Origin of the sequence: Amycolatopsis kentuckyensis, from assembly GCF_041679295.1 — a bacterium.
GTDB classification, from domain to species: Bacteria; Actinomycetota; Actinomycetes; order Mycobacteriales; family Pseudonocardiaceae; genus Amycolatopsis; species Amycolatopsis kentuckyensis_A.
Window position 1 is genome coordinate 50,009 of sequence record NZ_JBGDMD010000018.1, and the last position, 25,222, is coordinate 75,230.

The 25,222-nt window shown below is 73.1% G+C and carries 20 protein-coding genes; 12 read left to right on the top strand and 8 right to left on the bottom strand.

The annotated features are described in order from the left end of the window. The first annotated feature begins 99 nt into the window (after nt 1-99). Nucleotides 100-558, top strand: coding sequence for an arabinofuranosidase catalytic domain-containing protein (locus tag ACERZO_RS46925; protein WP_372672480.1), 459 nt, complete (start codon nt 100-102; stop codon nt 556-558). Between the two features lie 72 nt (nt 559-630). Further along, nucleotides 631-2,943 (top strand): beta-L-arabinofuranosidase domain-containing protein, encoded by a 2,313-nt coding sequence (locus tag ACERZO_RS46930; protein ID WP_372672481.1) that lies wholly within the window; start codon nt 631-633, stop codon nt 2,941-2,943. Between the two features lie 259 nt (nt 2,944-3,202). Here the strand turns inward: ACERZO_RS46930 and ACERZO_RS46935 are convergent, their stop codons facing one another. Next, nucleotides 3,203-6,619: a S8 family serine peptidase gene (locus tag ACERZO_RS46935; RefSeq protein ID WP_372672482.1), complete on the bottom strand. Its 3,417-nt coding sequence runs from the start codon at nt 6,617-6,619 to the stop codon at nt 3,203-3,205. A 173-nt stretch (nt 6,620-6,792) separates the two neighbouring features. Here ACERZO_RS46935 and ACERZO_RS46940 point away from each other — a divergent pair, with 173 nt between their 5' ends. After that, the gene (locus tag ACERZO_RS46940) at nt 6,793-7,761 is read left to right on the top strand and encodes a helix-turn-helix transcriptional regulator (RefSeq protein ID WP_372672483.1); all 969 of its coding nucleotides are present in this window, start codon (nt 6,793-6,795) and stop codon (nt 7,759-7,761) included. Nucleotides 7,762-7,829: 68 nt separating this feature from the next. Here ACERZO_RS46940 and ACERZO_RS46945 read toward each other — a convergent pair whose 3' ends face one another. Next, the gene (locus ACERZO_RS46945) at nt 7,830-9,767 is read right to left on the bottom strand and encodes a BTAD domain-containing putative transcriptional regulator (protein ID WP_372672484.1); all 1,938 of its coding nucleotides are present in this window, start codon (nt 9,765-9,767) and stop codon (nt 7,830-7,832) included. A gap of 111 nt (nt 9,768-9,878) precedes the next feature. Here ACERZO_RS46945 and ACERZO_RS46950 point away from each other — a divergent pair, with 111 nt between their 5' ends. Then, nucleotides 9,879-10,757 carry an alpha/beta fold hydrolase gene (locus ACERZO_RS46950; protein ID WP_372672485.1) on the top strand — a complete coding sequence of 293 codons (879 nt, stop codon included), beginning with the start codon at nt 9,879-9,881 and terminating at the stop codon, nt 10,755-10,757. On the opposite strand, the gene ACERZO_RS46955 is transcribed toward ACERZO_RS46950, so the two are convergent. Then, on the bottom strand, nt 10,723-11,625 hold the full coding sequence (locus ACERZO_RS46955) for a LysR family transcriptional regulator (RefSeq protein WP_372672486.1): 903 nt from the start codon (nt 11,623-11,625) through the stop codon (nt 10,723-10,725). The genes ACERZO_RS46950 and ACERZO_RS46955 overlap by 35 nt on opposite strands. A gap of 92 nt (nt 11,626-11,717) precedes the next feature. Here ACERZO_RS46955 and ACERZO_RS46960 point away from each other — a divergent pair, with 92 nt between their 5' ends. After that, nucleotides 11,718-12,563, top strand: a complete 846-nt coding sequence (locus ACERZO_RS46960; RefSeq protein WP_372672487.1) for an LLM class flavin-dependent oxidoreductase — start codon at nt 11,718-11,720, stop codon at nt 12,561-12,563. Here ACERZO_RS46960 and ACERZO_RS46965 read toward each other — a convergent pair. Together ACERZO_RS46965 and ACERZO_RS46970 are read right to left on the bottom strand one after the other, a co-directional pair. Next, nucleotides 12,526-13,518, bottom strand: coding sequence for an RluA family pseudouridine synthase (locus ACERZO_RS46965; protein WP_372672488.1), 993 nt, complete (start codon nt 13,516-13,518; stop codon nt 12,526-12,528). The two genes, ACERZO_RS46960 and ACERZO_RS46965, sit on opposite strands and share 38 nt — an antisense overlap. A 16-nt stretch (nt 13,519-13,534) precedes the next feature. Beyond that, nucleotides 13,535-13,927: a DUF5313 domain-containing protein gene (locus ACERZO_RS46970; RefSeq protein ID WP_372672489.1), complete on the bottom strand. Its 393-nt coding sequence runs from the start codon at nt 13,925-13,927 to the stop codon at nt 13,535-13,537. A gap of 64 nt (nt 13,928-13,991) precedes the next feature. Between ACERZO_RS46970 and ACERZO_RS46975 the strand changes: the two genes are divergently transcribed. The 3 genes from ACERZO_RS46975 to ACERZO_RS46985 all read left to right on the top strand — a co-directional run bounded on the left by ACERZO_RS46975 (nt 13,992) and on the right by ACERZO_RS46985 (nt 17,369). After that, the gene (locus ACERZO_RS46975) at nt 13,992-14,429 is read left to right on the top strand and encodes a MarR family winged helix-turn-helix transcriptional regulator (protein ID WP_372672490.1); all 438 of its coding nucleotides are present in this window, start codon (nt 13,992-13,994) and stop codon (nt 14,427-14,429) included. A 35-nt stretch (nt 14,430-14,464) separates the two neighbouring features. Continuing rightward, a complete protein-coding gene (locus ACERZO_RS46980; protein ID WP_372672550.1) occupies nt 14,465-15,346 on the top strand; it encodes a TIGR03854 family LLM class F420-dependent oxidoreductase in 882 nt (293 codons plus the stop codon). A gap of 64 nt (nt 15,347-15,410) precedes the next feature. Further along, on the top strand, nt 15,411-17,369 hold the full coding sequence (locus tag ACERZO_RS46985) for a HelD family protein (protein WP_372672491.1): 1,959 nt from the start codon (nt 15,411-15,413) through the stop codon (nt 17,367-17,369). On the opposite strand, the gene ACERZO_RS46990 is transcribed toward ACERZO_RS46985, so the two are convergent. Further along, on the bottom strand, nt 17,366-18,880 hold the full coding sequence (locus ACERZO_RS46990) for an MDR family MFS transporter (protein ID WP_372672492.1): 1,515 nt from the start codon (nt 18,878-18,880) through the stop codon (nt 17,366-17,368). The genes ACERZO_RS46985 and ACERZO_RS46990 overlap by 4 nt on opposite strands. Before the next feature lie 125 nt (nt 18,881-19,005). Here ACERZO_RS46990 and ACERZO_RS46995 point away from each other — a divergent pair, with 125 nt between their 5' ends. Further along, complete coding sequence (locus ACERZO_RS46995; RefSeq protein WP_372672493.1) at nt 19,006-20,166, top strand: DUF1015 family protein; 1,161 nt, start codon at nt 19,006-19,008, stop codon at nt 20,164-20,166. Nucleotides 20,167-21,005: 839 nt separating this feature from the next. On the opposite strand, the gene ACERZO_RS47000 is transcribed toward ACERZO_RS46995, so the two are convergent. Then, nucleotides 21,006-21,938, bottom strand: a complete 933-nt coding sequence (locus ACERZO_RS47000) for a squalene cyclase (RefSeq protein ID WP_372672494.1) — start codon at nt 21,936-21,938, stop codon at nt 21,006-21,008. Continuing rightward, complete coding sequence (locus tag ACERZO_RS47005) at nt 21,938-22,444, bottom strand: DinB family protein (protein WP_372672495.1); 507 nt, start codon at nt 22,442-22,444, stop codon at nt 21,938-21,940. The genes ACERZO_RS47000 and ACERZO_RS47005 overlap by 1 nt, the downstream gene beginning before the upstream one ends. Before the next feature lie 71 nt (nt 22,445-22,515). Here ACERZO_RS47005 and ACERZO_RS47010 point away from each other — a divergent pair, with 71 nt between their 5' ends. From ACERZO_RS47010 to ACERZO_RS47020, 3 genes are read left to right on the top strand one after another with little or no spacing between them, the layout of a single operon-like run. After that, nucleotides 22,516-23,595: an ATP-dependent DNA ligase gene (locus tag ACERZO_RS47010; RefSeq protein ID WP_372672496.1), complete on the top strand. Its 1,080-nt coding sequence runs from the start codon at nt 22,516-22,518 to the stop codon at nt 23,593-23,595. Next, the gene (ligD, locus tag ACERZO_RS47015; protein ID WP_372672497.1) at nt 23,592-24,596 is read left to right on the top strand and encodes a non-homologous end-joining DNA ligase; all 1,005 of its coding nucleotides are present in this window, start codon (nt 23,592-23,594) and stop codon (nt 24,594-24,596) included. Before ACERZO_RS47010 ends, ligD begins: the two co-directional genes overlap by 4 nt. Before the next feature lies 1 nt (nt 24,597). Next, the gene (locus ACERZO_RS47020; RefSeq protein ID WP_372672498.1) at nt 24,598-25,044 is read left to right on the top strand and encodes a GNAT family N-acetyltransferase; all 447 of its coding nucleotides are present in this window, start codon (nt 24,598-24,600) and stop codon (nt 25,042-25,044) included. The last annotated feature ends 178 nt before the right edge of the window (nt 25,045-25,222 follow it).

Consider the following 25,222-nt stretch of genomic DNA (forward strand, 5'->3'; position numbering starts at 1 on the left):
CCGATGAACCTCGACGGCGAGGTCATCGGCGCTGCTCGACGCATTGAAAACACGGCCGGGTGGCGCGCTGTTCCGTATCGATGAACAAAGGAGTTCACGGTGCCTGCGTGGCAAACTTTTCGCAGGCGGTCGATCGCGTCCTCCGCCGTGGTGGCGGTTGTCTTCGCCGGTCTGATCGCCTCCGGCACTGCTTCGCAAGCGGCTGCGCAAGGGCTCTGCGACATCTACGCAGCGGGAGGCACCCCGTGCGTCGCCGCGCAAGAATCCTTCTGCGCCAACACCAGCTGCGTCATTGCCGTCAGCTACGACGAGTCGGGCAAAGGAAACCACCTCACCCGCGCGCTCAGGGGCCATTCGCCCGGACCGGCGGCCGACGGCAACGACAACCTCGCCAACGCCTTCGAGGCACCGGTCACCGTCGGCGGGCACAAGGTGTACGGCGGGTATGTGGCTCCCGGCACCGGCTACCTGGCCGGCAACGGCGGTGCCAGCGGCCGGGACTCCACGGTGTCCTGGGCCCAGGACACCAGTTGGCTCACGGCCACTCCGTGGAGCTGACGCCGGCTCCGCGGGAACGACCCGGCGATCGGGTGCCTTTCCGACCACGTCCCCACTGAACGGAGAACTTCGGTGACCTCTTCCTACACCCGGCGGCAATGGCTTCGAGCCGTCGGCGCCACCGCCATCGCCACCTCCGCCGGACCCGCCCTCGGCGGCGCCTTCGCCGACGCGGCAGCGGATCCGATCCGTTCGGCGGTCGCGGTGCCCGCGGCTCCGTTCGCCCTCGGCCAGGTGCGGCTCACCGCGAGCCGGTGGCTGGACAACCAGAACCGGACGCAGAACTACCTGCGGTTCGTCGACGTCGACCGGCTGCTCTACGTCTTCCGGGCCAACCACCGGCTCGCCACCGGCGGTGCCGCGAGCAACGGGGGCTGGGACGCGCCGGACTTCCCGTTCCGCAGCCACGTGCAGGGCCACTTCCTGACGGCGTGGGCGCAGCTGTGGGCGGTCGCCGGCGACACCACCTGCCGGGACAAGGCCACGTACCTGGTCGCCGAGCTGGCCAAGTGCCAGGCCAACAACACCGCGGCCGGGTTCACCGCCGGGTACCTGTCCGGCTTTCCCGAAGCCGACTTCGACAACCTCGAGGCAGGCCGCCTGTCGAACGGCAACGTGCCGTACTACTGCGTCCACAAGACCATGGCCGGCCTGCTCGACGTCTGGCGGTACGTCGGCAGTACCCAGGCCCGCGACGTACTGCTGAACCTGGCGGCGTGGGTCGACCGGCGGACCGGCCGGCTCGGCTACAGCCAGATGCAGTCGGTGCTGGGCACCGAGTTCGGCGGGATGAACGCCGTGCTGACCGACCTCGCCCAGGCCACCGGCGACGCGCGGTGGCTGGCCGTCGCCCAGCGGTTCGACCACGCCGCCGTGTTCGACCCGCTGGCGGCCGGGCGCGACCAGCTCAACGGCCTGCACGCCAACACCCAGGTCCCGAAGTGGATCGGCGCCGCGCGGGAGTACCAGGCCACCGGCACCACCCGCTACCGGGACATCGCCACCAACGCCTGGAACATCACCGTCGGGGCGCACACCTACGCCATCGGCGGCAACAGCCAGGCCGAGCACTTCCGCGCGCCGAACGCCATCGCCGCGTACCTGAACCAGGACACGTGCGAAAGCTGCAACACCTACAACATGCTCAAGCTGACCCGGGAGCTGATCACGCTCTACCCGGACCGCGCCGACCTGGCCGACTACTACGAGCGGGCGCTGCTCAACCAGATGATCGGCCAGCAGAACCCGGCCGACAGCCACGGGCACGTCACCTACTTCAGCTCGCTCAACCCCGGTGGCCGCCGCGGCCTCGGCCCGGCGTGGGGCGGCGGCACGTGGAGCACCGACTACAGCTCCTTCTGGTGCTGCCAGGGCACCGGCCTGGAAACCCAGACCAAGCTGGCGGACTCGATCTACTTCCGCGCCGGCACGACGCTGATCGTCAACCAGTTCCTGCCCTCGGTGCTGAACTGGACCGAGCGCGGCATCACGGTCACCCAGACGACGTCCTTCCCGGCCGGCGACACGACCACGCTGCAGCTCACCGGGAACGTCGGCGGGACGTGGGACCTGCGCGTCCGCATCCCGGGCTGGACGAGCGGGGCGACCATCGCCGTCAACGGCGTGGCCCAGAACGTCGCCACCGCACCCGGCAGCTACGCCGCCGTGACCCGCGCGTGGGCCACCGGCGACACGGTCACCGTCCGGCTGCCGATGAAGGTCGTCTTGCGGCCGGCCAACGACAACGCGAACGTCGCTGCGGTCACCTACGGGCCGGTGGTCCTGGCCGGCAACTACGGGAACAGCACGCTCACCGGGCTGCCCACGCTCGACCCGAGCTCGGTCACCCGGGCCGGCAGCAGCACGTTGTCCTTCAGCGCCAAGGCCAACGGCGCGACGGTGGGCCTGGTGCCGTTCTACGACGCACAGGGCTTCAACTACACGGCCTACTGGTACATCGGCGGGCCGGCATACCACTTGGTCAACGCGGGAAGCGGGCTGCTGCTGGGCATCGAGAACATGTCGACGGCCGACGGTGGCCGCGCGCTGCAGTGGACCGACAACGGAACCGCGGACCACAACTGGGAGATGATCACCGACGGGACGGCGGTCCGGTTCCGCAACGCCAACAGCGGCAAGGTGCTCGGCGTGCAGAATATGTCCACTGTGGACAACGCCCAGGTCCTGCAGTGGTCGGACAACGGCACCGCCGACCACCGGTGGACGGTGGTCGACCAGGGCGACGGCACGGCGAAGATCCGCAACGTCAACAGCGGCAAGCTGCTGACCGTGGCGAACGGCTCGGCCTCGGCCGGCGCGCTCGCCGTCCAGGGCCCCGACAACGGCGCCGCGGCCAACCGGTGGCGCATCGTCCCCACCGGCTGAGAGCGATGTAGGTCGCCCTGGCCTGGCGGCTGCACCGAGCGCCCTGGACCGAGTCGGCCGGCCGTGACGCGCTGTGTCGTCTCGCGGGGCCGGCTCCGGGTGGTCGGCGCCGACCACGGCCAACATGTGCCCGGCCGACCGCAGCCACACTTCCCCTCTCGTCGGGCGCCCGAGCCAACCCACCCACCGGCGGATCGGGACCCACCCGTTCGGGCGATCCCGGCCGGGAGAGCCTGCCACCCTCCCGGCCGGATCGCGCTCAGCGGCGCACGGTCACCGAACCGGTGAGCGGGCCGAGCCGCACGGTGTGCGTGCCGCGGGCCAGGTTCGGCAGCTCGAACGTGACGCACGCGGTCCGGCCCGGCCACCCGGACACCGGCCGTTCGGCGGCGACCACGCCGTCGACCCACAGCACCGCCTGGTACTCACCGGCCAGCTCCCCGACGTCCTTCACCGACGCGGTGACCCGGGCGGGCGACCACCCGTGGCCTTCGTCGGTGCGGAGGTCGGCCACGGCGAAGCGCGGCGCCGGCCCGGGAGCCCGGTCGCGGACGAAGATGTCCGAGCGCCCGTTCGTGTCGTCCTCGACGAGGTTCGTCGCCTCGCTCTCGAACGCCACGTACTTGCCGTCGGTGCTGAGGGACGGGAAATCGGCGTAGGCATCGCCTTCCTGGCCGCCGAGCGCGCCGGAGACCTTGTCCGTCTTGTTCATGCGCAGGTCGCGCACGAACACGTCGGACGCCCCGCCGCCGTCGCCGGGAACGAGGTTGCCGGCGAAGCTGAAGAACGCGACCGCGGTCCCGTCTCCGCTGATCCTCGGGCTCGCCGTGTAGGAATCGGCCCCGCCGGTCCCGCTCGCCGCCTGCGACACCAGCGTGTTCGTGTGCGCCTGCCGGTCGTAGAGGTAGACCTGCGAGGGCCCGTCGGCCGGGCTGACCACGTAGGCCACCTTCCGGCCGTCCGCGCTGATCGACGGCTGCGTCGCCTCCGCCCCGCCGGGCGCCGGGATCACCTCCGTGGTCGCGGTCTTCCGGTCGCGCACGAACACATCACGGTGGGCGTTGCCGCCACCGGGCACGAGGTTCTCCGCGCCGCTTTCGAACGCGACGAACCGGCCGTCGCCGCTGACGCTCGGCTCGAGCGAGTCGCCGTCCGCCGGTGCGCCGCCGAGGCCCGCCGAGACGAGCTCGGTCGTCCCGGCCACCCGGTCGCGCAGGAAGATGTCCTGCTTGCCGTTCGTGTCTCCCGGCGCCAGGTTCGTGGCCTGGCTGAGGAAGACCGCGTGACGGCCGTCGCTGCTGAACACCGGTTGCCCGGACAGCCCGTCGGCCTGCTTCTCCTCCGACGACACCGAAATCAGCTCGGTCGCGCCCGACCGGCGGTCGTGGACGAACGAGTCGGGGATCCCGTTGGCGTCGCCCGGCACCAGGTTCGTCGCGCCGCTGAGGAAGCCGACGTACCGTCCGTCGGGGCTGACGCTCGGGCTGAGCGACCACGCGTTCGCCCCGGTGCCGTCCGAGGCCACCGTGATCCGGTCGATCGCGCCGGTGCGCCCGTCCCGCGCGAAGACGTCCATGTCGTCGTTGGTGTCGCCAGGCGCGAGCTCGGCGGAGTCACTGGCGAACGCGATCACCCCACCGTCACCGCTCATCGCCGGCCAGAAGGTGTGGGCTCGGATCTGCCCGCCGTCCCGGGTCGTCGAGACCCGCTGCGTCGCGGGTGGCCGCGGGAGCGCGAAGTCGGCCGCGGCGGGCCGGTGGCCGCCGGTCACGACGACCTGACGCGGGGCGGTGGCCGAGATCCCGGCCGCTGAAGCCGCCACCCGGTAAGTGCCCTCAGGCACGTCCCGGACGGTGTAGCCGCCGTTCCCGTCCGAGACGGCGGTGAGCTCGTCGAGCACGTCGAGCACCCGGACCGCCGCGCCGGGCACCGTCGAACCGGTCGGCCCGTAGGTGACGCGGCCGCTGATCGTGCCCCGCGGGGTCGGTTTCTGCGCGACGCGCAGCGCCGTCTGCTTCCCGGCGGTCACCACGGCCCGCACGCGCTCGTCGTGGTACCCGAACCGGGACAGGGTGAGGTCGTAGGCGCCGGCGGGCACCCGGATCTTGAAGTGCCCCTCGCCGTCACTGGTGTAGGACCGGCCGGTGGACGCGACCGTGATCGTGGTCTTCGCCAAGGGTTTCCCGGACGCGGTCACCGTGCCGGTGATGCCGCTCGCGAGCCGCGCCTCGGCGACGGCGGCGGCCGCGTCGATCCGGCCCGCGCCGAAGCGGGTGTTCGGCCGCGCGCCGTAGCGGTCGTCGAAGAACGACGTGCCGGCGAGGATTTCCAGGGTCTCGTCCGGGGTCAGCTTCGGGTTCGCCTGCAGCATCAGCGCGACCGTGCCCGAGACGTGCGGGGTCGCCATGGACGTGCCGCTCAGCAGCCCGTACTCGCCGCCGGGCAGCGAAGACAGCACGTCCACGCCCGGCGCGGACAGGTCGGGCACGACGTAGCTGTCCGGCCAGTTCGACGGGGCGTCCACCCAGTCCTTCTTCCGCACGACGCCGCCGCACGAGAAGTCCGGCACGTTGTCGCCGTCGTCCGTCGCGCCGACGCCGGTCGACTCGAAGACGTTGCCCGGCGCCGCCGAACCGCCGGGGACGCAGTCGTTGCCGATGGCGAAGGCCGGGAACGCGCCGGCCAGGTGGATGTTGCGGGCGGGCTCGACCATCTCGCTGCTGTAACCCTCTTCGCCGAGCGACATGCTCACGACGTTCGCCGGTTTGCCCGCGGGCTTGCCGTCGGCGTCGTACGGCGCGATCGCCCACTGCATGCCGGCGATCACCTGCGCCAGCGTGCCGGAGCCGCCCGGGATGACGAGCCCGGCCATCAGCTCCGCGCCCGGGGCGACGCCGATCTGCGTGCCCGAGCTGTGCCCGCCCGCGATGGTGCCCGCCACGTGCGTGCCGTGGTAGGAGCTGTCGTGGGGCGTGGAGTGCACCGGCGAGCCGTCGGCGGCGAACTCGAGCCAGCCACCGGGGTGCTCCGGGTTCGCCGGGTCGGCGCTGACGAGCTTGCCCGCGAGGTCGGGGTGGGCGGTGTCGATGCCGGTGTCGAGGATCGCCACCCGCACCCCGGCGCCGGTGGTGCCGCCGGCCTGGACCCGGTCGGCGCCGATCTTCGACACGCCCCACGCGACGGCCGCGTTCGCCTGGGCCTTGGCCTGCTTGCGCTGTGGCTCGGTCGGCGTCTTCAGCGTGAAGTTGGGGATGACGCGGTCGACCAGCGGCAGCGCGGCGACGGCGTCCAGGGTGGCCGGGGTGGCGCGGACGAGCACCATGTTCTTGAGCCAGAACGTGTTCACCACCTGGTCGCGGCGGGCGCCGACCAGGTCGGTGACCGGGGCCTGCATGGCCTTCGCCGAGTCGCTGAGCGTCCGGCGCGCGGCGTCCGGGGAGGACGGTGCGAGGCCCCGGTCCTTCAGCACGACGACCGCCTCGAAGCGCGTGCCCGGACCGGACCGGGCGCCGGCGATCCGGTCGAGCAGCTCCTGGGCGATCTTCTGGTGCGCGGCCGGCGGGGGCGGCGGTGCGGCGGCGGCGGCTGCCGCCGGCAGGGCGCCGAGCGAGCCGGCGGCGACGAGCACCGCCAGGGCCAACCGGCGGCCACGGGTCCGCGAGGCGGACAGGGACATGGGGAGACTCCTTCGCTCCGTCAGGTTCCGGCGGACAAGCGAGACGGCGCGCCCCGTGTGAGGTTGCGCGCCGTCGACGTCCAAACGGTGCATGAGTGATCAACGCGTGACAAGCTCACCGAGGCGGCGAATTCCCGCCAGGTGTCGGGAACCCGACAGGGGAGGGACGGCGGGTGCTGGAACCGATCGGGCTTTCCGACGCGGAAGAAGCGATCTACGACGCGCTGGTCCGGCGCACCCGGGCGACGGTTGCCGAACTCGCCGAAGACGCCCACCGTGCGCTGCCGGTGACACGGCGCGTGGTGCGGACGCTCGTCGGGCTGGGCCTGGCGACGGAGGCGGCCGGGCGGCCGACGCGCTACGTCGTCGTCCCGCCGGACCGGGCGATCGAGGCGGTGCTGCGCGAACGCGAGGCCGCGCTGCGCGACACGCGCCGCCACATCGGCACCCTCATGGAGATGTACCGCGCGAGCACGCGGTTCGCGCACCCCGGCGAGCTGGTCGAGGTGATCACCGGCCGGGACGAGGTCAACGAGCGCTGGGCGCGGATGCAGCAGGACATCCGGGTGCAGATGCGCGGGTTCGACCGCCCGCCGTACGCCGCGCCACGAGGCGCCTCGGACTCGAACGAGGTCGAGCTGGGGCTGCTCGGACGCGGGGTGAAGTGCCGGGTGGTCTACGACAAGAGTGCGATCGAGCTGCCCGGGCGCATCGACGACATCGAGCTGGGGATGCGGCACGGCGAGCAGGCCAGGATCGACGGCGACGTCCCGATGAAGCTCGCGATCGCCGACGACCGGCTCGCGATCATCCCGCTCATGCGGCCCGGCGACCCCGCGCTCACCGCGTCGTACCTCATCCACCCGTCTCCACTGCTGGACGCGCTGATCGCGTTGTTCGAAGCGGTGTGGACCCGCAGCGTGCCGGTGCGGTTCGGCTCCGCCGAGCCCGGAGAGCTGTCCACCGAGGAAGCGAAGCTGCTGATGCTGCTGGCCTCCGGCGCGACCGACAAGGCCGCCGGGCGGGCGCTGGGCTGGAGCGAGCGGACCGTCCAGCGCCACGTCACCAAGCTCATGACCCGGGTCGGGGCGCAAACCCGGTTCCAGATCGCGATGGAGGCCACCCGGCGCGGCTGGATCTGAGGGCCTCTCTGCCGCGGTGAGCGGCCGGTCGTTCCGCCGCGGCAGGAACGCGGTCAGGCCACCGGCGCTCAGCTCGCTCCGGCGAACGCGGCCGCTTCGGCCAGGTACCGCGCCACCGGTCCCAGGGTCAGCATCCCGCTCGCCGCGCCGGCGTGTTCCGCCGCCGCGTCGCGCAGGGCTTCCGCGGCGGTGGCCGCGATGTCGCGCTCGCCGACGCGGACCGCGGCGCGGGCGGTCAGGCACCACATCGCCTCCTGCAGGTGGTCGCGCGGAGGTTCGGGCGCGTCGGCGAGGGCGACGCGGGCCGCTTCCCGTTCCCCTCGGGCGAGCAGCACGTGGGGCCGGGTCCACGGGTGGTACGGACCCCAGTCGAGGTGCGGGTCGGTCGGTGCGGCCCGGTCGTGCAGCAGGCGCAAACCGAGCAGTGCCAACGGGAACAGGCCGCGGTGCAGGCCCGGCATCCCCGCCGTCCGGAGGGCGTCCTCGGCGGCGCGGTACAGGGCTGCGGCCGTGGCGGGGGCCGGGCCGCCGGCTTCCGAGCCGCGGGCGGCCGTCTCCCTGGCCCGGAACCACGCGGTGAGGACCGGGACCAACGGCGACTCGGCGGTCGCGGCGAGCCGGTCGGCCGCGGTGGCGTGCGCGGCCGCGGTGCCGAGGTCGCCGCGAGCCGAAGCGGACTGCAGGCGGACGAGCCGGCCGAGGACGGCGAAGGCCGGCAGTTCGTGCCGCGTGGCCACGTCGAGGATCTCGGCGCCGATCCGGTCCCGGACCACCGCCAGCCCGGGACGGTGGAAGGACTGCAGGAACACCCCGTTGAGCGCGAACGCCAGCAGCGCGGGATCGCCGAGAGCGCGGGCCAGTGCTTCGGCCTCCCCGGCGGCCTGCCGTGCGCGTTCGCGCCCGGCAGCGGTGAGGTCGCCACTGCGGCTCTCGACGGCGATCGTCGCCAGGAGCCGGGCTTTCAGGTCGGGCGGGCCGGCGGGGCCGAGGGCGTCGAGCGTGCGCTCGGCGGCCGCCACGACGGCGCGTGCCTGTTCGCGGTCGTCGGCCCGGCTCCAGATCGCGGGCACGTCGTAGGCGCCGATGATCCGCGCGGTCAGGAGGAGATCGCCGGTGCGTTCGGCCGCCTGGATCGCGGTGAGGCGGTCGCGTCGCGAGTGGACGAGGGCGTCGCCTCCCGCGAGGGCGAGCGTGCGCGCCAGATCCACGGTGGTGCGCGGGCCGAACCGGGCCCCGGCAGCCGGCCAGGCGGTCCCGTTCCCCGCTCCGGTTTCGGTGCCGGTCAGGATTTCGGTCTCCAGCCGCCGGAGCTCGGCCCCGGGGTCGAGCCCGAGCTGGTCGACGAGCATCGCGCGAGCGCGGCGGAGGGTCGCCAGCGCGTCGGCCTGGCGTCCGGCGCGGTGCAGGGCGCGGGCCAGCAGCCCCCAGGCCGGCTCGCGCCACGGGTGTTCCGCGACGTGGGCGCCGAGTCCGGCCACGAGGTCACCGCCCTCGCCCGCGTCGAGCAGCACGCGGGCGCGCAGCTCCACGGCCGTCAGCCTCAGTTCTTCCAGCCGGGTCCGCTCGCGCTGGGCCCAGGCGGAGTCCGGCACATCGGCGTAAGCGGTTCCCCGCCAAGCCGCGAGTTCCGCGCTGAGGTCGGTCACGGCGCCGGGAGCCCGCCGCGTTCGTTCCAGGGCGTCCTCGAACCGGTGGACGTCCACGTCCTCGCGCGGCAGCCGCAGCGCGTAGCCGGGGCCTTCGGTGACGATCACCCGGGGCGGGGTGCGCGGCGGCCGGCCGGGTTCGAGCGCGCGGCGCAGGGCGGCGACGAACGTGCGCAGCGCACCCACCGCCCGGGCGGGCGGGTCGGCCCACAGGTCGCCGACGAGCGTGTCGGTGGTGACCAGCCGCCCCTCGGCCGCGACGAGCCGGGCGAGCACTTCGCGATGGCGGGGCCCGCCCAGGTCCACCGGACTCCCGTCGTCGCGCAGCGCCCGCACGGCGCCCAGCACGTCGATCCGCATGTTCCCATCATCGCCGGTCGGGCGCCGGCCACGCTCCTCGTGCTGATCGGTTGCTGATCGGCGCCGGCCAGCCTGAGCGGGTCGGGTTCCCCAGCAGAAGGACGGCTCTCCATGACACTCTCCATCCCCGGGTTCGACCACCTCCGCCTGCCCGGCGCCGGCGGCGTCGAACTCGCGGCCGCCGTCGGCGGCAGCGGCGACCCGGTCGTGCTGCTGCACGGCTTCCCGCAGACCCACCTGATGTGGCGGCACGTCGCCGAGCGCCTCGCCGGCGACCACACGGTGATCTGCCCCGACCTGCGGGGCTACGGCGCCAGCGACAAGCCGCCCGCCGACGACCGGAGCACGTACGCCAAGCGCACCATGGCCGACGACGTGGTGCAGCTGGCGGCGGCGCTCGGCCACGAGCGCTTCGCCCTCGTCGGGCACGACCGGGGTGCCCTGGTCGCGTTCCGGGCGGGCTTGGACCACCCGGAGTCCGTCACCCACCTGGGCATCCTCGACGTGGTGCCGACGCTCGACATGTGGAACGTCCTGCACGGCGTCCCGGCGGCGGTCGGCTACCACCTCTTCCTGATGGCCCAGCCGCCGGGCCTGCCCGAGACGATGATCGCGGCCGCCGCGGACGCGTTCTTCGGCTCGTTCCTCGACGCTTGGGCCGACGACCCGGCCGCGATCCCGGCCGAGGTGCGCGCGGAGTACCTGCGGGCGAGCGCCGCCGCGGTGCCGTCGATCGTCGCGGACTACCGCGCCTCGGCCGGCATCGACGTCGAACACGACCAGGCCGACCTCGACGCCGGCTCGCAGCTGGCCATGCCGGTGACGGTCGTCCAGCAGGACTGGGGCGCCCAGCTGGGCTACGACGCCGCCGGCGTCTGGAAGGCGTGGGCGCCCGACCTGGACCACCGGCTGACCGGGGCCGGGCACTTCATGGCCGAGGAGGCGCCCGGCGAAATCACGGCCGCGATCCGGGACCTGCTGGCCCGCTGAGCCGCGGCGGTGCGTCGGCGAAGGCGCGCACGAACGACGACACGCAGACGTCCGGCGTCTTCAGCGAGGCGACGATGTGGCCGTCGACGCTCAGCGGCGGATCGAGTGGCACGGCGCGGACCCGGCGCGCGGCGAACCCCGTGAGCTGCTCGGCGGGCAGCAGCGTCCACGCGTTCTGCCCGGCGCCGATTTCGATGAGGATCGTGAGGATCGAGCCCTCCGAGCGGGCCCTCGCCGTGCTGCCCGCCTGCCGCAGTGCCGAGATGACCGCGTCGTGCAGGGCCGGGTCCTCGTCGCGGGCAGGCAAGCGCAGCGGGGTGCTCTCGAGCTCGTCGAGCGTCACGCCGGTTCGCTCCGCCAGCGGGTGCCCGTCGGACACCACGGCCGGCAGGGGTTCCGACCACGCCCGCACGACGCGCAGCCCGGCCGGGTCCACCGGCCCGCGCACCAGCGCGAGGTCCAGCTCTCCGGCGCGGACGGCCGCCAGCCGTGCCGGTACCGGCAGGTCCACCAGCGACGCTTCGGCCGGTCGCTCGCCCTCGCGCAGGAGCTCCGCGGCCCGTTCCAGCCGTGCGGTCACCCCGGGTGTGACGCCGATCCGCACCCGGGCGGCGGGCTCGCCGGCGACCACGCGGACGCGCGCCGCCGCGGCGAGCGTGTCCCGGGCCGCCGCGAGCACCCGCTCGCCGGCCGGGGTGAGCCGGACGTGCCGGGGCGACCGGTCGAGCAGCCGCGTGCCGAGGTCGCGCTCGAGCCGGGCGATCTGGTGGCTCACCGCGGGCTGGACGATGTCGAGCCGCTCGGCGGCCCGGCCGAAGTGCAGTTCCTCGGCGACCGTCACGAAGTACCGCAACGCGCGCAGCTCCACGGCAGGTCCTCGCCCTCACGATGACGAAAAGTGATCGCTGAACAGTCTAGGTGGGTCTGGTTCCCGGGTGTCCCGGCAGCTGGAATCGGTCCATGCACATCGGTACCGCTCTGATCGAGCCTTCCTCTCCCGCCGAGGTGGCGGCCGCGGCGGCCGACGCCGCCGACCGCGGCTTCACCGGTTTCTGGACCAACCAGCTGCCCGGGGGCTGGGATCCGCTCACCCTGCTCGCTTCCCTGCGCCGTCGCCCGCCGGAGATCGGGACGGCGATCGTCGCCACCTATCCCCGCCACCCGGTCACCACCGCGGCCGAGGCCCTCACCCTCCAAGCCGCCGCGGGCGGGGTGGTCCTGGGCGTCGGCCCGAGCCACGCCTGGTACGTCCGCGAGCAGCTCGGCCTCGGCTACACCTCCCCGCTGCGGCACACCCGCGAGTACCTGACGATCCTGCGGGCCCTCCTGCGCGGCGAGCCGGTCCGGTTCGGGGGCGAGTTCTTCACCGTCGACACCCGGCTGGACATCACCGCCCCGGCCCCCGACCTGCTGCTGTCGGCGCTGGGGCCCCGCATGCTCGAACTGGCCGCCGAGCTCGCCGACGGGGTGGTCGTCACCTGGGCGACGCCGCGGATGATCGCCGAGTCGATCACCCCGCGCACCGCTCCCGGAGCGCGCGTCGTGGCGCAGCTGATCACCTTGCTGAGCCCGGATCCCGACCGCGCGCGAGCGGAGCTGGCCGAGCGGCTCACCGCGGTGGGGCAACTGCCCGCCTACCGCGCTTCGCTGGGCCGCGCCGGATTGGCCGGCCCGGCCGACACGGTCGTCATCGGGGACGAGACGGCGATCACCGACGCGCTCAAGCGCTACGAGGACGCCGGCGTGACCGACCTGGTGGTCAGCCCCCTCAACGAGCGGAGCGCGACCCTCGACCTCGTGACCTGAGTCCCGCGGCGTCCCCGGGTAACGCCGGGGGCGCCGCCCACGCGGTGAGGTCGTCCCAGGCGGTCAAGCGCAGCCCGCTGGTGAACCGGCGGGGCGTCCCGGTCACCGGGTCGTCGAACGCCACCGCCCGCGCCAGCAGCTGCAGGGGTTTCGTGAAGTCCCCCAAGGGCTTTTCGCGCAGCGTCGGGTAGAAGTCGTCGCCGAGGATCGGGATGCCCAGTCCGCTCAGGTGCACGCGCAGCTGGTGCGTCCGGCCGGTCGAGGGCACCAGCCGGTAGCGGCCCAGGCCGTCGCGGTGCTCGGCCAGCTCCACGTACGTCTCGGCGTTCGGCTCGCCCGGCACCTCCTGAGCCGCCAGCACCCCGCGTTCCTTGACGATCCGGCTGCGCACGGTCCGCGGCAGCGCCAAAGCGGCGTCGAACGGCGCGATCGCCTCGTACTCCTTGTGGACCTTCCGGTCGCGGAAGAGCGTCTGGTACTTCCCGCGCAGCTCCGGCGTGATCACGAACATCACCAGCCCGGCGGTGACGCGGTCGAGGCGGTGGGCGGGGGAGAGGTGCGGCAGGTCGAGGTCCCGGCGCAGCCGCACGAGCGCCGTCTCGAGGATGTGCTGCCCGCGCGGGATCGTCGCCAGGAAGTGCGGCTTGTCGACGACCAGCAGGTGCTCGTCGCGGTGCACGACGCGGATCTCGAACGGCACCGGCACCTCGTCCGGCAGGTCGCGGTGGAACCAGATGAACGAGCCGGGCGCGTACGGCGTGTCGACGCCGAGCGGGCCGTCGGAGCCGTGGATCCGCTCTTCGCGCAGCATCTGCTCGATGCGGCCCGGCGTCACCCGCGGCAGCCGGTCGACGAGGTGCGCCAGCAGCGTCGGCCACTCGCCGTCGGGCAGTTTCAGCCGGGCGGGCTCGAGCCCGTGGCGGGGCGGGATCGGGGGCCGGAGCTTGCGTCTCATCGTCTCCCGACTGTAGCTAACCCTCCGACGGCGTCCGGTAGCGCGCGAGGTAGCGGGCGGTCGCCTCGGCGTTCTTCGCTTCGGCTGCCTCGGCGCGGATGCGGCGGCCGGTGTGGTGCGGGAAGCCCTGCCGGCCGAGCCGGTGCTCGACGCTCTCCTCCATGTACGCGCAGGAGTAGAAGTACGCCACGAGCGCGGCCATGAGGACCAGCGAAAGCCGCAGCCAGATCGAGCCGGGCAGCAGCAGCCACACCGTGCACAGCGGCACGATGCCGACCGACCGCTGCAGCACGTACCGGGCCCGCCAGTGCTTCGACGTCGCGTCGTGCAGGGCCCAGTCGTTGAAGCGGGCCGGCAGCTTGACGCCGACCGCGTAGCCGAGCCAGCGGAGTGCACCAGGTCGTTCCATGAGGACTACAGTACACTAATAGTTAGTGTACTAATTGTCTCGTGGGCCACGTTAGGATCGCGCCATGATCGACCTGGGTGAAGACCCGCTGAAGCTGGACCGGCAAGTGTGCTTCGCGCTGTCGGTGGCTTCGCGCAGCGTGATCGCGATCTACCGGCCGCTGCTGGAGCCCTACGGCCTGACCCACCCGCAGTACCTGGTGATGCTCGCGCTGTGGGAGCGCTCGCCGCGGTCGGTGAAGGACCTCGGCACGACGCTGCGCCACGAGCCGGCGACGCTGTCGCCGCTGCTCAAGCGGGTCGAGGCGCTCGGGTACGTCACGCGCAGCCGGAGCCGGGAGGACGAGCGGCAGCTGACGGTCGAGCTGACCGGGAAGGGCCGCGCGCTGCGCGCCGAGGCCGAGAAGATCCCGTACAAGGTGGTCGAGACGCTCGGGATGGACGTCGCCGAGCTCGAAGCGCTCCACGGCGTGCTGACCCGGGTCATCGACGCCACGGCCTGAGGAATGCCCCGGTACCGAGCCGGGTTGTGCCCAGTGTGCTGAAGATCAGGCTGGGTGTCGCGCCGGCGGCGGGGACCGGGCCGGCGGAGTTCGCCGGGCTGGCGCAACGGCTGGAGGACGCCGGCGTCGACTCGCTGTGGCTGTCCGAGCTGGTGTACTCGCCCGAAGTCGACCCGATGATCGGCATGACCCACGCGCTCGCGCGGACGTCGAAGCTCAAGGTCGGCACCGGCGTCGCGATCCTGCCCGGCCGGCACCCGGTGCTGGTGGCGAAGCAGCTGCTGACGCTGGCCGGGCTGGCGCCGAAGCGGGTACTGCCGGTGTTCGGGCTGCGCCCGGCCCGCGCGGCGGAGCACGACCTGTTCCCGGTGCCGCCGGGCCGTCGCGCGGCGGTGTTCGACGAATCCCTGGCGTTGCTGCGCCTGCTCCTCGAAGAGGACGAAGTGTCCTTCGACGGCGAGTTCTTCCAGGTGTCCGAGGTCGAACTGGGCCCGCGTCCGGCCAAGCGCCTGGACGTCTGGCTGGGCGGGTCCGCTCCGGCGGCGCTCCGGCGGACGGGCCGCTTGGCGGACGGCTGGCTGGGCAGCTTCCTCACCCCGGCCCAGGCGCGCGACGCTCGTCTGGCGATCCAGGAGGCCGCGGCCGGGGCGGGCCGCGAGATCGAAGAAGACCACTTCGGGCTCAGCTTGGCGGTGGCCGAGCACGGCCTGCCCGCCGAGCTGGTGGCCGCGGCGGCCCGGCGCAACCCGGACGCACCGGTGACCGACCTCGTGGCGACGAGCTGGGCCGAGGCGCGGAGGCTGGTGGAGGCGTACATCGAGGCCGGCCTGTCGAAGTTCGTGATCCGGCCCGGGCACGGCGACTTCGAGGACTTCCTGGAGAAGTTCCAGGCCGAGCTGGTGCCGCTCCAGAACTGACGGCTGAGGCTGTCAAGAAGAACAAGACTGCACTTCTCGCTAGTTCGCGGGCACCCTCGTCGGCATGCGTGAACTCGCCGCCGAGCAGGACCACCTGAACACCCTCTACGCCCGCCTCGACGCGCTGCGCGAGGAAGCGGCCGCCGCGCTCGCTCGCGGGCACGCGGCCGACGTGTGGCGGGCGGAGCTGGCGCGGCTGACGGCCGTCGAAGACGGGCTCTGCTTCGGACGGCTCGACCTGACCGGCGGCCGCCGGGTCCACATCGGACGGCTCGGGCTGTTCGAAGACGACGAGGCCCTGCTGGTCGACTGGCGCGCGCCCGCCGCCCGGCCCTTCTACACCGCCACCGCCGCCGAACCCGGCGACGTCGTGCGCCGGCGGCGGATCACCACGCGCGGGCGGACCGTCGTCGCCCTCGACGACGAGCTCCTCGACCCCGACGCCCCGGGCGACGGCCTCGTCGGCGAGGCGGCCCTGCTCGCCGCGGTGACGGCCGAGCGGACCGGGCGCATGCGGGACGTAGTCACGACCCTGCGGGCCGAGCAGGACCGGATCGTCCGCGACGGCGCGCGCGGTGTGCTCGTCGTGCAGGGCGGACCGGGCACCGGCAAGACGGCCGTCGCCCTGCACCGCGTCGCCTACCTGCTCTACACCCACGAGCACCTGCGGACCCGCGGCGTGCTCGTCCTCGGCCCCAGCCGGGTGTTCCTCGACTACATCGGCCAGGTGCTGCCCGGGCTCGGCGAGGACCGCGTGGTCACGGCGACCGTCCCCGACCTCGTCCCCGGCGCCGTCGTGAGCGAAGCGGACTCGGCCGAGGACGCCGTCCGCAAGGGCCGCGCGGACATGGCGGCCGAGCTGGCCGGGCGGGTGCGCGCGACGGTCCGGGTGCCCGACGAGCCGGTCGACGTCGAGTTCGAGCAGCAGGTGCTGCGCCTGGAGCCGGCCGTGGTCCGCCGGGCCGTCCGGAAGGCGCGGGAGACCGGGCTGCCGCACAACCCGGCGCGGCTGGTCTTCCACCGGGAGGTCGTGGGCACGCTCGCCGGGGAGCTCGTCGACCGCATGGAGGCGGTCGTGTTCACCGAGACCGGCGAAGCGCTCGACGGCGGCAGTGCCGACGGCCGGCTGAGCGAAGCCGACCTGCGGGCCCTGGCCGGCGCGGGCGTCGTGCTCGGCCTCGAGGACGACGACGGCCCGCGCCTGCTGCTGGACGACGTGGACCGGGAAGCCGTGCGGACGGCGCTGCTCGGCGACCCCGGCGTCCAGGACGCGCTCGACGAGCTGTGGCCGCCCCTGACGCCCGCCGACGTCGTCGCGGCGCCGTGGAGCGCGGCGGACGTCCCGTTGCTCGACGAGGTCGCCGCCTTGGTCGGCGCGAGCGTCCCGGTGTTCGGGCACGTGGTGGTCGACGAGGCGCAGGAACTGTCCGAAATGGACTGGCGGATGCTGGCGCGCCGCTGCCCGTCCCGGTCGATGACGGTCGTCGGCGACCTGGCGCAGACCGGGACCGCGGCGGGCGCGACGTCGTGGGACCGCGTGCCGCGGCCGCACCGGCTCGCCGAGCTGACCGTCAACTACCGCACCCCGGCCGAGATCATGGCCGTCGCGGCCGAGCTGCTCGCCGCGCACCACCCGGCGGTGCGGCCGCCGCGGTCGGTGCGCGAGAGCGGGGAGGTGCCGTGGCGGGTGGAAGCCACGGACGTGCCGGGCACGCTCGCCGCGCTGGCCGGCGCACACACCGAGGGCAAGCTGGCGATCATCGCGCCGCGGACGGCGGAACTGGCGGCCGCGCTGGCACTGCCGGTGCCGCCGGACCTCACCGACGACGTCGTGCTGCTGACGCCGGCGGAAGCCAAGGGCCTGGAGTTCGACGAGGTCGTGATCGCCGACCCGGCGGCCATCCTCGCGGCCGGTCCGGCCGACCTCTACGTCGCGATGACGCGGGCCACCCGGGGACTCGGTGTCGTGCACCCGGGCCCGGTGCCGCCTGAGCTGCGTTCGCTGGCCGTCCGGAGCGCCTAGAACTCCAGTTGCTCGGTCTTGCGCGGCATGAGCAGTAGCGCGACCACCGAGACCGCCGCGACGATCAACAATCCGACGAACACGTAGTGCGTCGCCTCCGCCAAGGCGCCGCGCACGAACGTCGCCACCGGCGAATCCGAATGACTGCCCAGGACCAGGCTCGTCGCGTCCACCGAGGGCGGCAACTTGCCCGCCACCTCGGCCGGCGGCGAAGCGAACCGCGAAGCCAGCGTCGCGTTGGCGATCGCCCCGAACACCGCCGCGCCGACCGCGCTGCCCAGGGACCGGCTGAACAGGTTCGTCGCCGTCACCACGCCGCGGCGGTCCCAGCCGACCACCGACTGGACCGCCACCAGCGTCGGGCTCGACGTCATGCCCAGGCCCAGCCCCAGGACGAACGCCGCCAGCGCCGCCGCCCAGATCGACGACGACGCGTCCAGCAGTGCCACCAGGACGCCGCCGCCGACGACGAACACCGTGCCGATCAGGGCCGTGTCGCGGAAGCCGATGCGCAGGTAGACCTTGCCGGCCAGGGACGCCGAGATCGGCCAGCCGACCGTCAGCGCGGCCACCGCGAACCCGGCGACCAGCGCGCCCGCGCCGAGCACGCCCTGGGCGTACGTCGGCAGGTACGACGTCAGCCCCATCAGGACCGCGCCGACCACCACGGCCAGCAGGTTGCCGCCCACCAGGATCCGGCGGGTGAACACCCACAGCGGCAGCACCGGCTCGGCGGCGCGCTTCTCCACCAGCACGAACCCCACGAGCAGCACGGCGCCCGCGACGAAGATCGCCACGCTCGGCACCGACCCCCACGCCCACGCGACGCCGCCTTCGAGCAGGCCCAGGATCACCAGCGAGCAGCCGATCGTCAGCAGCGCCGCACCCGTGTAGTCGACCTTGTGGGCCTTGCGCTCCACCTTCTCGGCGAAGTTGCGGTGCAGCATCAGCGCGGCGATCGCGCCGAGCGGCAGGTTGATGAAGAAGATCCAGCGCCAGTCGAGGTACTCCGCGAACACCCCGCCGAGCGTCGGGCCGACGACCGACGCGATGCCCCACACGCTCGCGACGTAGCCCTGCACCCGGGCGCGTTCCTCCACGGTGTAGAGGTCGCCGATGATCGTCATCGACATCGGCTGGATCGCGCCGGCGCCGATGCCCTGCACCGCGCGCGCCGCGATCAGCACCGGCATGCTCCACGCGGCGCCGCACAGCACCGAGCCGACGAGGAACGCCGCGATGCCGAAGAACATCACCGGACGGCGGCCGAGGACGTCGGCGAACTTGCCGTAGAGCGGGACGGTGACCGCCTGGGTGAGCAGGTAGATCGAGAACAGCCACGGGAACTGCGAAAACCCGCCGAGGTCGCGCACCACCGACGGGACGGCGGTCGCGATGATGGTGCTGTCCAGCGCGACGAGCGCCGTGCTGAGCATGACCGCGATCAGCACCGGGCCGCGGTCCGACCGGAAGCCCACCCCTTTCACGCTGGTGGCGGCGTCGGTCGTCATCGGCGGGCTGCTCCTCGGGGTGGTCATGACCGGGGTCAACTACTTTGCTGCCCTAAGCATTCCATCCGGGTCCCCGGGACCGCAGTGAATTTCCGTCACAGTCCGCATCCCGGAAGATGGGTCGGATGAGCGACTGGATCCGCCCGATCGGGCAGGGGTGGGTGGTGCGCGACGCGGTGCCCGGCCCCGACGTCGACGAGTTCGCCGAACCCGACCGCGTGGTCGCCGCGCTGGCCGCGCCGGGCGCCGCCGACAGCCTGCTGGCCGTGCAGCACCCGGCCCGGACGCCGGCGGCGCTGGCGCGCGGGCTCGGCCTGGCCGACGCGGTCCCGGTCGCCCGGGCCGTGCTCGAACGGCTCCGCAAGCGGTCCTACCGGCCGGTGCGCGAGTTCGTCGCGCCCTACCGGATCGAAGGGCCGGACGGCGTGGCGCTCGGCCTGCTCTGCCTGGTCGACCCGGCGGCCGTCACCGACGACGGTGCCGCGCGGGTCCGGCACACCGAGGACGTCTACGCCGACGTCGTGGCCGAGCGCGCCGCCGTGCTGGCCGGGCTGGGCTGCGCGACGAGCGCGGCGATGCTCGTCCCGGCCTCGGGCGGCGACCTGCTGACCGAGCAGGTCGAACGCGCCTGCGCCGGGCTCGGCCTGCCCGATCTGTCCACCACGGACGCGGCCGGGCGGCGGCACGAGCTGTGGGTGGTGCCGCCGGGCCCGCTGCAGAACCGGCTGCTGGCCGCGGTCGCCGCGGCCGACCTCCTGGTCGCCGACGGCAACCACCGGGTCGCGGCCGCCGCGGCGGCCGGCCACGGCGCGCTGCTGGCCCTGGTCACGGCGGGTCCGCAGCTGCGGATCGGCGCGATCCACCGGGTGCTGACGGGCACCGGGCTCGGCCCGGAGGACCTGGTGACGCGCTGGTCCGCGGCCGGCCTCGACGTCCGCTACGACGAGCACGCGGTGCCGGTCCCGGGCGAAGCGGTGGTCCGCGCGGGTTCGGCGGTGCTGCGGATCCCGCTCCCGGTCCCGGACTGGCCGCGGCCGGTGATCGACCACGAGGTCGTCGAGCGGGTGCTGTTCGCCGACGCGCTGGGGGTGGACCCGGACGGGCCGGGCGTCCGGCCGCTGCCGGCGGGCCGCCCGGTGCCGGCCGACGCGGACGCGGTGGTCCTGCTGGCGCCGGTGCCGTTCGCGGACGTCCTCGCCGTGCACGCGGCGGGACGGCGGATGCCCCGGAAGGCCACGTACTTCACGCCCAAGCCGCGCAGTGGGCTGGTGCTGGCGGAGCTTTGACGGGCGTCCCGAAATGACGTGAATGACTCATTCATGACGTCAGGCGACATGAATGAGTCATTCATGGCATCAGGCCCAGGGTTCCGGCGAAGTCGGATCGGTGCGGCCGGTCTGGCGGCCGGTGACGTCATGACCGGGTCGTTTACCTCGTCGGATGTGATGAACGAGTCGTTGATGACCGTCGAAGCTCGGCATCCTGTCGAAGCGCCTTTTCGGTCCAGCGTTCCGTGGGCGGTGGTGCTGGGCGGAGCGTCGCCCCGGCCGGCTTTGCTGGAGCCCTGGTGTCAGGTGACTGGAATGGGTCATGGCGTTTGGGGTGGGGCTTGGGGACGTGCATTCGGGTCGCGTGAGGTGGGGTGGGGGCAGCTGTCCTGTCAAAGCCCTTCCGGCACCCCGAAGCTGTCATGGTGACTACGGCCGGCAACACCGCGTCAAGGCGGGAAAGATGCCTTGACCCGGCGCCGCCGGCCGTGTTCTGGCTTCGGATCGGGGTGCGGGGGAGTCTGGGTCCTCGTCGGTGCACGTTCTCGGGGGCCTCTCGCCTTTGGCGTCGGCCTTTGTGGCGAGGCGGTGGGCAGTCAGTCGTTCAGGCGGCGGTTGGCATGAACGGGTCGTTCGTCGCGTCCGACGCCGGGGTCCCGGCATAGTCGGATCGGTGCGGCCGGTCCGGGGGCCGGCAACGTCATGAACGAGTCGTTCACCTCGCCAGATGCGATGAACGAGTCGTTCACGACCACCGAAGCTCGGCGTCCCGCCGAAGCGCCTCTTCGGCCCGGCGCCCCGCGGGCAGTGGTGCCGGGCGGAGCATCGCCCCACCCGACTTTGCCGGGACCCTGGCATCAGGCCGGTGAGCGGGCGTCCCACCAGTTCAGGACCCGGGTCGCGAACAGCGTCAGCCACTTCGACGGCTCGCCCGGCGGCACGTCCACTTCGAACCACACCCGGCCGGGGTGCCGTTCGGTCTGCAGCCACGTCCCGTCCGGCTGCCGGGCCGCGCGGATCAGCTCGATCGCGTCGGTCAGGCGCGGGTCGGGACGGTCCGCGTCGCGGAAGTACGAAGCCGCGTTCAGGGCGGTGAACCGCCAGCGCATCGGGTAGGAGAACTCACCCGCACCGGGCAAGATCGGCTCGCCGGTCGAGAGCCGCCGCAGGAGGTGGCGCTCCAGGAGGTACTCCTCGCCGCCTCGGCGGGCGGCACGCGTGGCGGCCGAGCCGCCGGTGGCCCTTTCCCAGGCGAGGAGGCCCTTCAGCGAGTTGAGTGTCGAGTGGACGGACGAGCGCGTCGATCCCTCGACCCACTCGCAGTTCCAGCCGCCGTCCGGCAGCCGGTGCGTCACGAACCACTCCGCGATCCCCGCGACGTCCGCGCCGAGCCAGACTCCGTTGGCCAGCGTCCAGGCGTTGATGCAGCAGTCGACCTCGCCGTCCCAGTACGGCAGGTTTTCGTACTCCCACCGGGAGTTCTCGGCCAGCAGCTCCGCGGTTCCGCGCAACGCTGCAGCGTCCAGACCCCATTCGCGCAGGGAATTCAGCGTCCACGTCGTCGCCGTCCACGGCTGGGCCTCGTCGCCGCGGAAGCCCGCCGGGAAGAACGCGCCGCCCGCCCACTGGCCGTCCGCGTCCTGCAGCGCCAGCAGCCGCGCGCCGAAGCCGTCCGCGGCGACCCGGGCCCGCGTCGCCTCCCAGACTTCGGGTGGTTCGCCCGCCAGGTCGCGCTCGACCTGCCAGCGCAGGGCCGGATCGGAGTCACGCAACCAGGCGAGCAGGTCCATCAGGCCCCCGTGACCCCGTCGATGGCTTCGCGCAGGAAGTCGGCGTGGCCGTTGTGCCGCGCGTACTCGTGGATCATGTGCAGCATCACCAGCCGCAGCGAGACGTCCTCGCCCCAGCGCGCCTGGTGCCCGGTGACGTCCAGGGACTCGGCCGCTTCTTCGATCTTGCGGGATTGCTCCACTTCGGCCTGCCACGCTTCGAACGCTTCCGCGCGCGTCGAGGTGCTCGCGTCGTACGCGGCCTGGAAGTCCCCTTCGGGGGACCACCGCAGCGGGATGTCCTCGGCGTTGATCACCCGCCGGAACCAGGTGCGCTCGACTTCGGCCATGTGCCGCACCAGACCGAGCAGCGACAGCGTCGACGGCGGGCTCGACGCTCGGCGGAGGTCCTCGTCGGACAGCCCGTCGCACTTCATGGCGAGGGTGGCGCGGTGGAAGTCGAGGAACCTGCGCAGCATCTCGCGCTCGCCCCCGGTCAGCGGCGGTTCGGGTCGTTCGGTGGTCACGAAGGAGTGTGTATCACGCCTGGCTCTGTCTTTCTCAAGGAATTGTCGTACCCGTGTTTTAAGCTCGCGCGGTGGACTTGCCCGTGATGCCGCCCGTGCGGCCGATGCTCGCGAAAGCCGTGCACGAGGTGCCTCGTGACCCGGGGCTGCTGTACGAGCCGAAGTGGGACGGCTTCCGCTGCGTCGTGTTCCGCGACGGCGACGAGATCGAGCTCGGCTCCCGCAACGACCGCCCGCTGACCCGCTACTTCCCGGAGCTGGTGGAGCTGCTGGCGGCCGCGCTGCCGCCGCGCTGCGTCGTGGACGGCGAGATCGTGCTGGTCACCCCGGCCGGGCTCGACTTCGAGACGTTGCAGCTGCGGCTGCACCCGGCGGCTTCGCGCGTGCGCAAGCTGGCCGAGGAGACGCCGGCCAGCTTCATCGCCTTCGACCTGCTCGCCCTCGGCGACACCGACCTCACCGAGGCGCCCTTCCGCGAGCGGCGCAAGCAGCTGGAAAGCATCCTGCGCACCGACGCCGAAGGTCTCCAGCGCGTCCACCTGACGCCGTTGAGCGACGACCCCGCCCAGGCCGAGGACTGGTTCACCCGGTTCGAGGGCGCGGGCTTCGACGGCGTCATGGCCAAGCCCGGCGACCTGCCGTACGAGCAGGACAAGCGCGTGATGCTGAAGGTCAAGCACGAGCGCACGGCCGACTGCGTGGTGACGGGCTTCCGCTGGCACAAGGACGGCGTCGGCGTCGGTTCGCTGCTGCTCGGGCTGTTCGACGAGGAGGGCGTGCTGCACCACGTCGGCGTGGCGAGCAGTTTCACGAAGGCGCGGCGGGCCGAGCTGGTCGAGGAACTGGCGCCGTTGCGGGAGAACGCGCTCGAGGGGCACCCGTGGCGGTCGTGGGCCGAGTACGAGCCGCCGGCCGGGCGCCAGCCGGGCGCGAACAGCCGGTGGGCGCCGCAGAAGGACCTGTCCTGGGAGGCGTTGCGCCCCGAGTGGGTGGCGGAGGTCCGCTACGAGCACCTGCAGGGCGGCCGGTTCCGCCACGGCGGGCGGCTGGTCCGATTCCGGCCCGACCGCACGCCGGAGTCGTGCACGTACGCCCAGCTCGACGAGGCACCGCCCGCCGAGCTCGCGAAGCTGTTCGGGGAGGCGAGATGAGCGAGGCGATGCTGCTCGACGTCGACGGCGTCGAGGTCAAGATCAGCAGCCCGGACAAGGTCTACTTCCCGGAGCGCGGCCAGACGAAGCTCGACCTCGTCGACTACTACCGGGCGATCTCGGGGCCGCTGCTGGCCCGGCTCGGCGGCCGTCCGCTGCTGCTGGAGCGCTACCCGGACGGCGCGGGCGGCAAGAACTGGTTCCAGAAGCGCGTGCCCAAGGGCGCGCCGCCGTGGCTGAGCACCACGGTCGTCTCGACACCGAACGGCACGACGAGCGACGCCTTGGTGGCCAAGGACCTGGCCCACATCCTGTGGGCGGTGAACCTGGGGTGTCTCGGCTTCCACGTGTGGCCGTACCGGGCCGACACGTCGGAGGTGACCGACGAGCTGCGCGTCGACCTGGACCCGTCGCCGGGCATCGGGTTCGACGAGCTGCGCGAGGCCGCGCTGCTGACCCGGGAGTTCCTGGCCGAGCACGGCATCGAAGGGCACCTGAAGACGTCCGGGTCGCGGGGGCTGCACCTGTACGTGATGCTCGAGCCGCGCTGGGACAGCTTCCAGGTGCGGGCCGCGGCCGTCGCGCTCGCGCGGGCGCTGGAGCGGCGGCACCCGGAGAAGATCACCGCGCAGTGGTGGAAGGAGGAACGCGGCTCGCGCGTGTTCGTCGACTTCAACCAGAACGCGCCGCACAAGACCGTCTTCGGCACGTGGTGCGTGCGGCCCCGGGTGGGTGGCCAGGTGTCGACGCCGATCGCGTGGGACGAACTGGACGGCGTCGAACCGGACGCGTTCACGCTGAGCACGGTGCCGGCGCGCGTGGCCGAGCGCGGCGACCCGTGGGCCGGAGCGGGGGAGCGGCCGCAGTCGATCGAGCCGCTGCTGGAGATGTCCGAAGTAGACATGGCGAACGGGCTGATGGACGCGCCGTGGCCGCCGGTGTACCCGAAGATGCCGAACGAGCCACCGCGGGTGGCGCCGAGCCGGGCGAAGAAGGCGTGAGGTGGCCACGGTCGCGGAGTGCCCGGCCGACGACGGGTTCCTGCTGGCCCTGCTGACGGCGATGACGGCCGAGCTGGTGGTGGCGTACGACCTGCCCCCGGACGCACGCCCCCGGCCACTGGCCCCGGCGAGCCGTTTCCTGTTGGCCCGCGACGGTTCCCGCGCGATCGGCTGCTGCGCGGTGGAGCCGGTTTCGCCGGGCGTGTACGAGCTGAAACGGATGTTCGTCGCGCCGGACGCGCGGGGGACAGGGGTGTCGACGGCGCTGGTGGCGGAGTCCGAGCGCCTGGCCCGCAGCGGGGGAGGGGTGCGGATCCGCCTCGAGACGGGGGTCCGCCAGCCGGCGGCGATGAGGTTGTACGAGCGGGCGGGGTACCGGCGGGTGCCGAATTTCCCGCCGCACGAGGGGGATCCGGAGTCGGTCTGTTACGAGAAGGAGTTGGCTTAGCCGGGCCTCGGCGGCCGGTCGAAGTCGGGAGGGCAGGCCGGATCGGCGCATTCTCGGTGGCGGCGATGGATGCTGCGGCGTCTTGAATGAGTCATTCAGGGCCTCCCAGGTCTTGAATGACTCATTCAAGACCGCGGCAGAACCCCGCGGCGGTCCGGCTGGGGTCTGGCTCGGTCAC

Excerpts from the sequence above, each read along its gene's own strand:
- ACERZO_RS46935 (WP_372672482.1), bottom strand. The coding sequence starts at position 6,619 with ATGTCCCTGTCCGCCTCGCGGACCCGTGGCCGCCGGTTGGCCCTGGCG.
- ACERZO_RS46945 (WP_372672484.1), bottom strand. The coding sequence starts at position 9,767 with ATGCGGATCGACGTGCTGGGCGCCGTGCGGGCGCTGCGCGACGACGGG.
- ACERZO_RS46950 (WP_372672485.1), top strand. The coding sequence starts at position 9,879 with ATGACACTCTCCATCCCCGGGTTCGACCACCTCCGCCTGCCCGGCGCC.
- ACERZO_RS46960 (WP_372672487.1), top strand. The coding sequence starts at position 11,718 with ATGCACATCGGTACCGCTCTGATCGAGCCTTCCTCTCCCGCCGAGGTG.
- ACERZO_RS46965 (WP_372672488.1), bottom strand. The coding sequence starts at position 13,518 with ATGAGACGCAAGCTCCGGCCCCCGATCCCGCCCCGCCACGGGCTCGAG.
- ACERZO_RS46970 (WP_372672489.1), bottom strand. The coding sequence starts at position 13,927 with ATGGAACGACCTGGTGCACTCCGCTGGCTCGGCTACGCGGTCGGCGTC.
- ACERZO_RS46975 (WP_372672490.1), top strand. The coding sequence starts at position 13,992 with ATGATCGACCTGGGTGAAGACCCGCTGAAGCTGGACCGGCAAGTGTGC.
- ACERZO_RS46985 (WP_372672491.1), top strand. The coding sequence starts at position 15,411 with ATGCGTGAACTCGCCGCCGAGCAGGACCACCTGAACACCCTCTACGCC.
- ACERZO_RS46990 (WP_372672492.1), bottom strand. The coding sequence starts at position 18,880 with ATGACGACCGACGCCGCCACCAGCGTGAAAGGGGTGGGCTTCCGGTCG.
- ACERZO_RS46995 (WP_372672493.1), top strand. The coding sequence starts at position 19,006 with ATGAGCGACTGGATCCGCCCGATCGGGCAGGGGTGGGTGGTGCGCGAC.
- ACERZO_RS47000 (WP_372672494.1), bottom strand. The coding sequence starts at position 21,938 with ATGGACCTGCTCGCCTGGTTGCGTGACTCCGATCCGGCCCTGCGCTGG.
- ligD (WP_372672497.1), top strand. The coding sequence starts at position 23,592 with ATGAGCGAGGCGATGCTGCTCGACGTCGACGGCGTCGAGGTCAAGATC.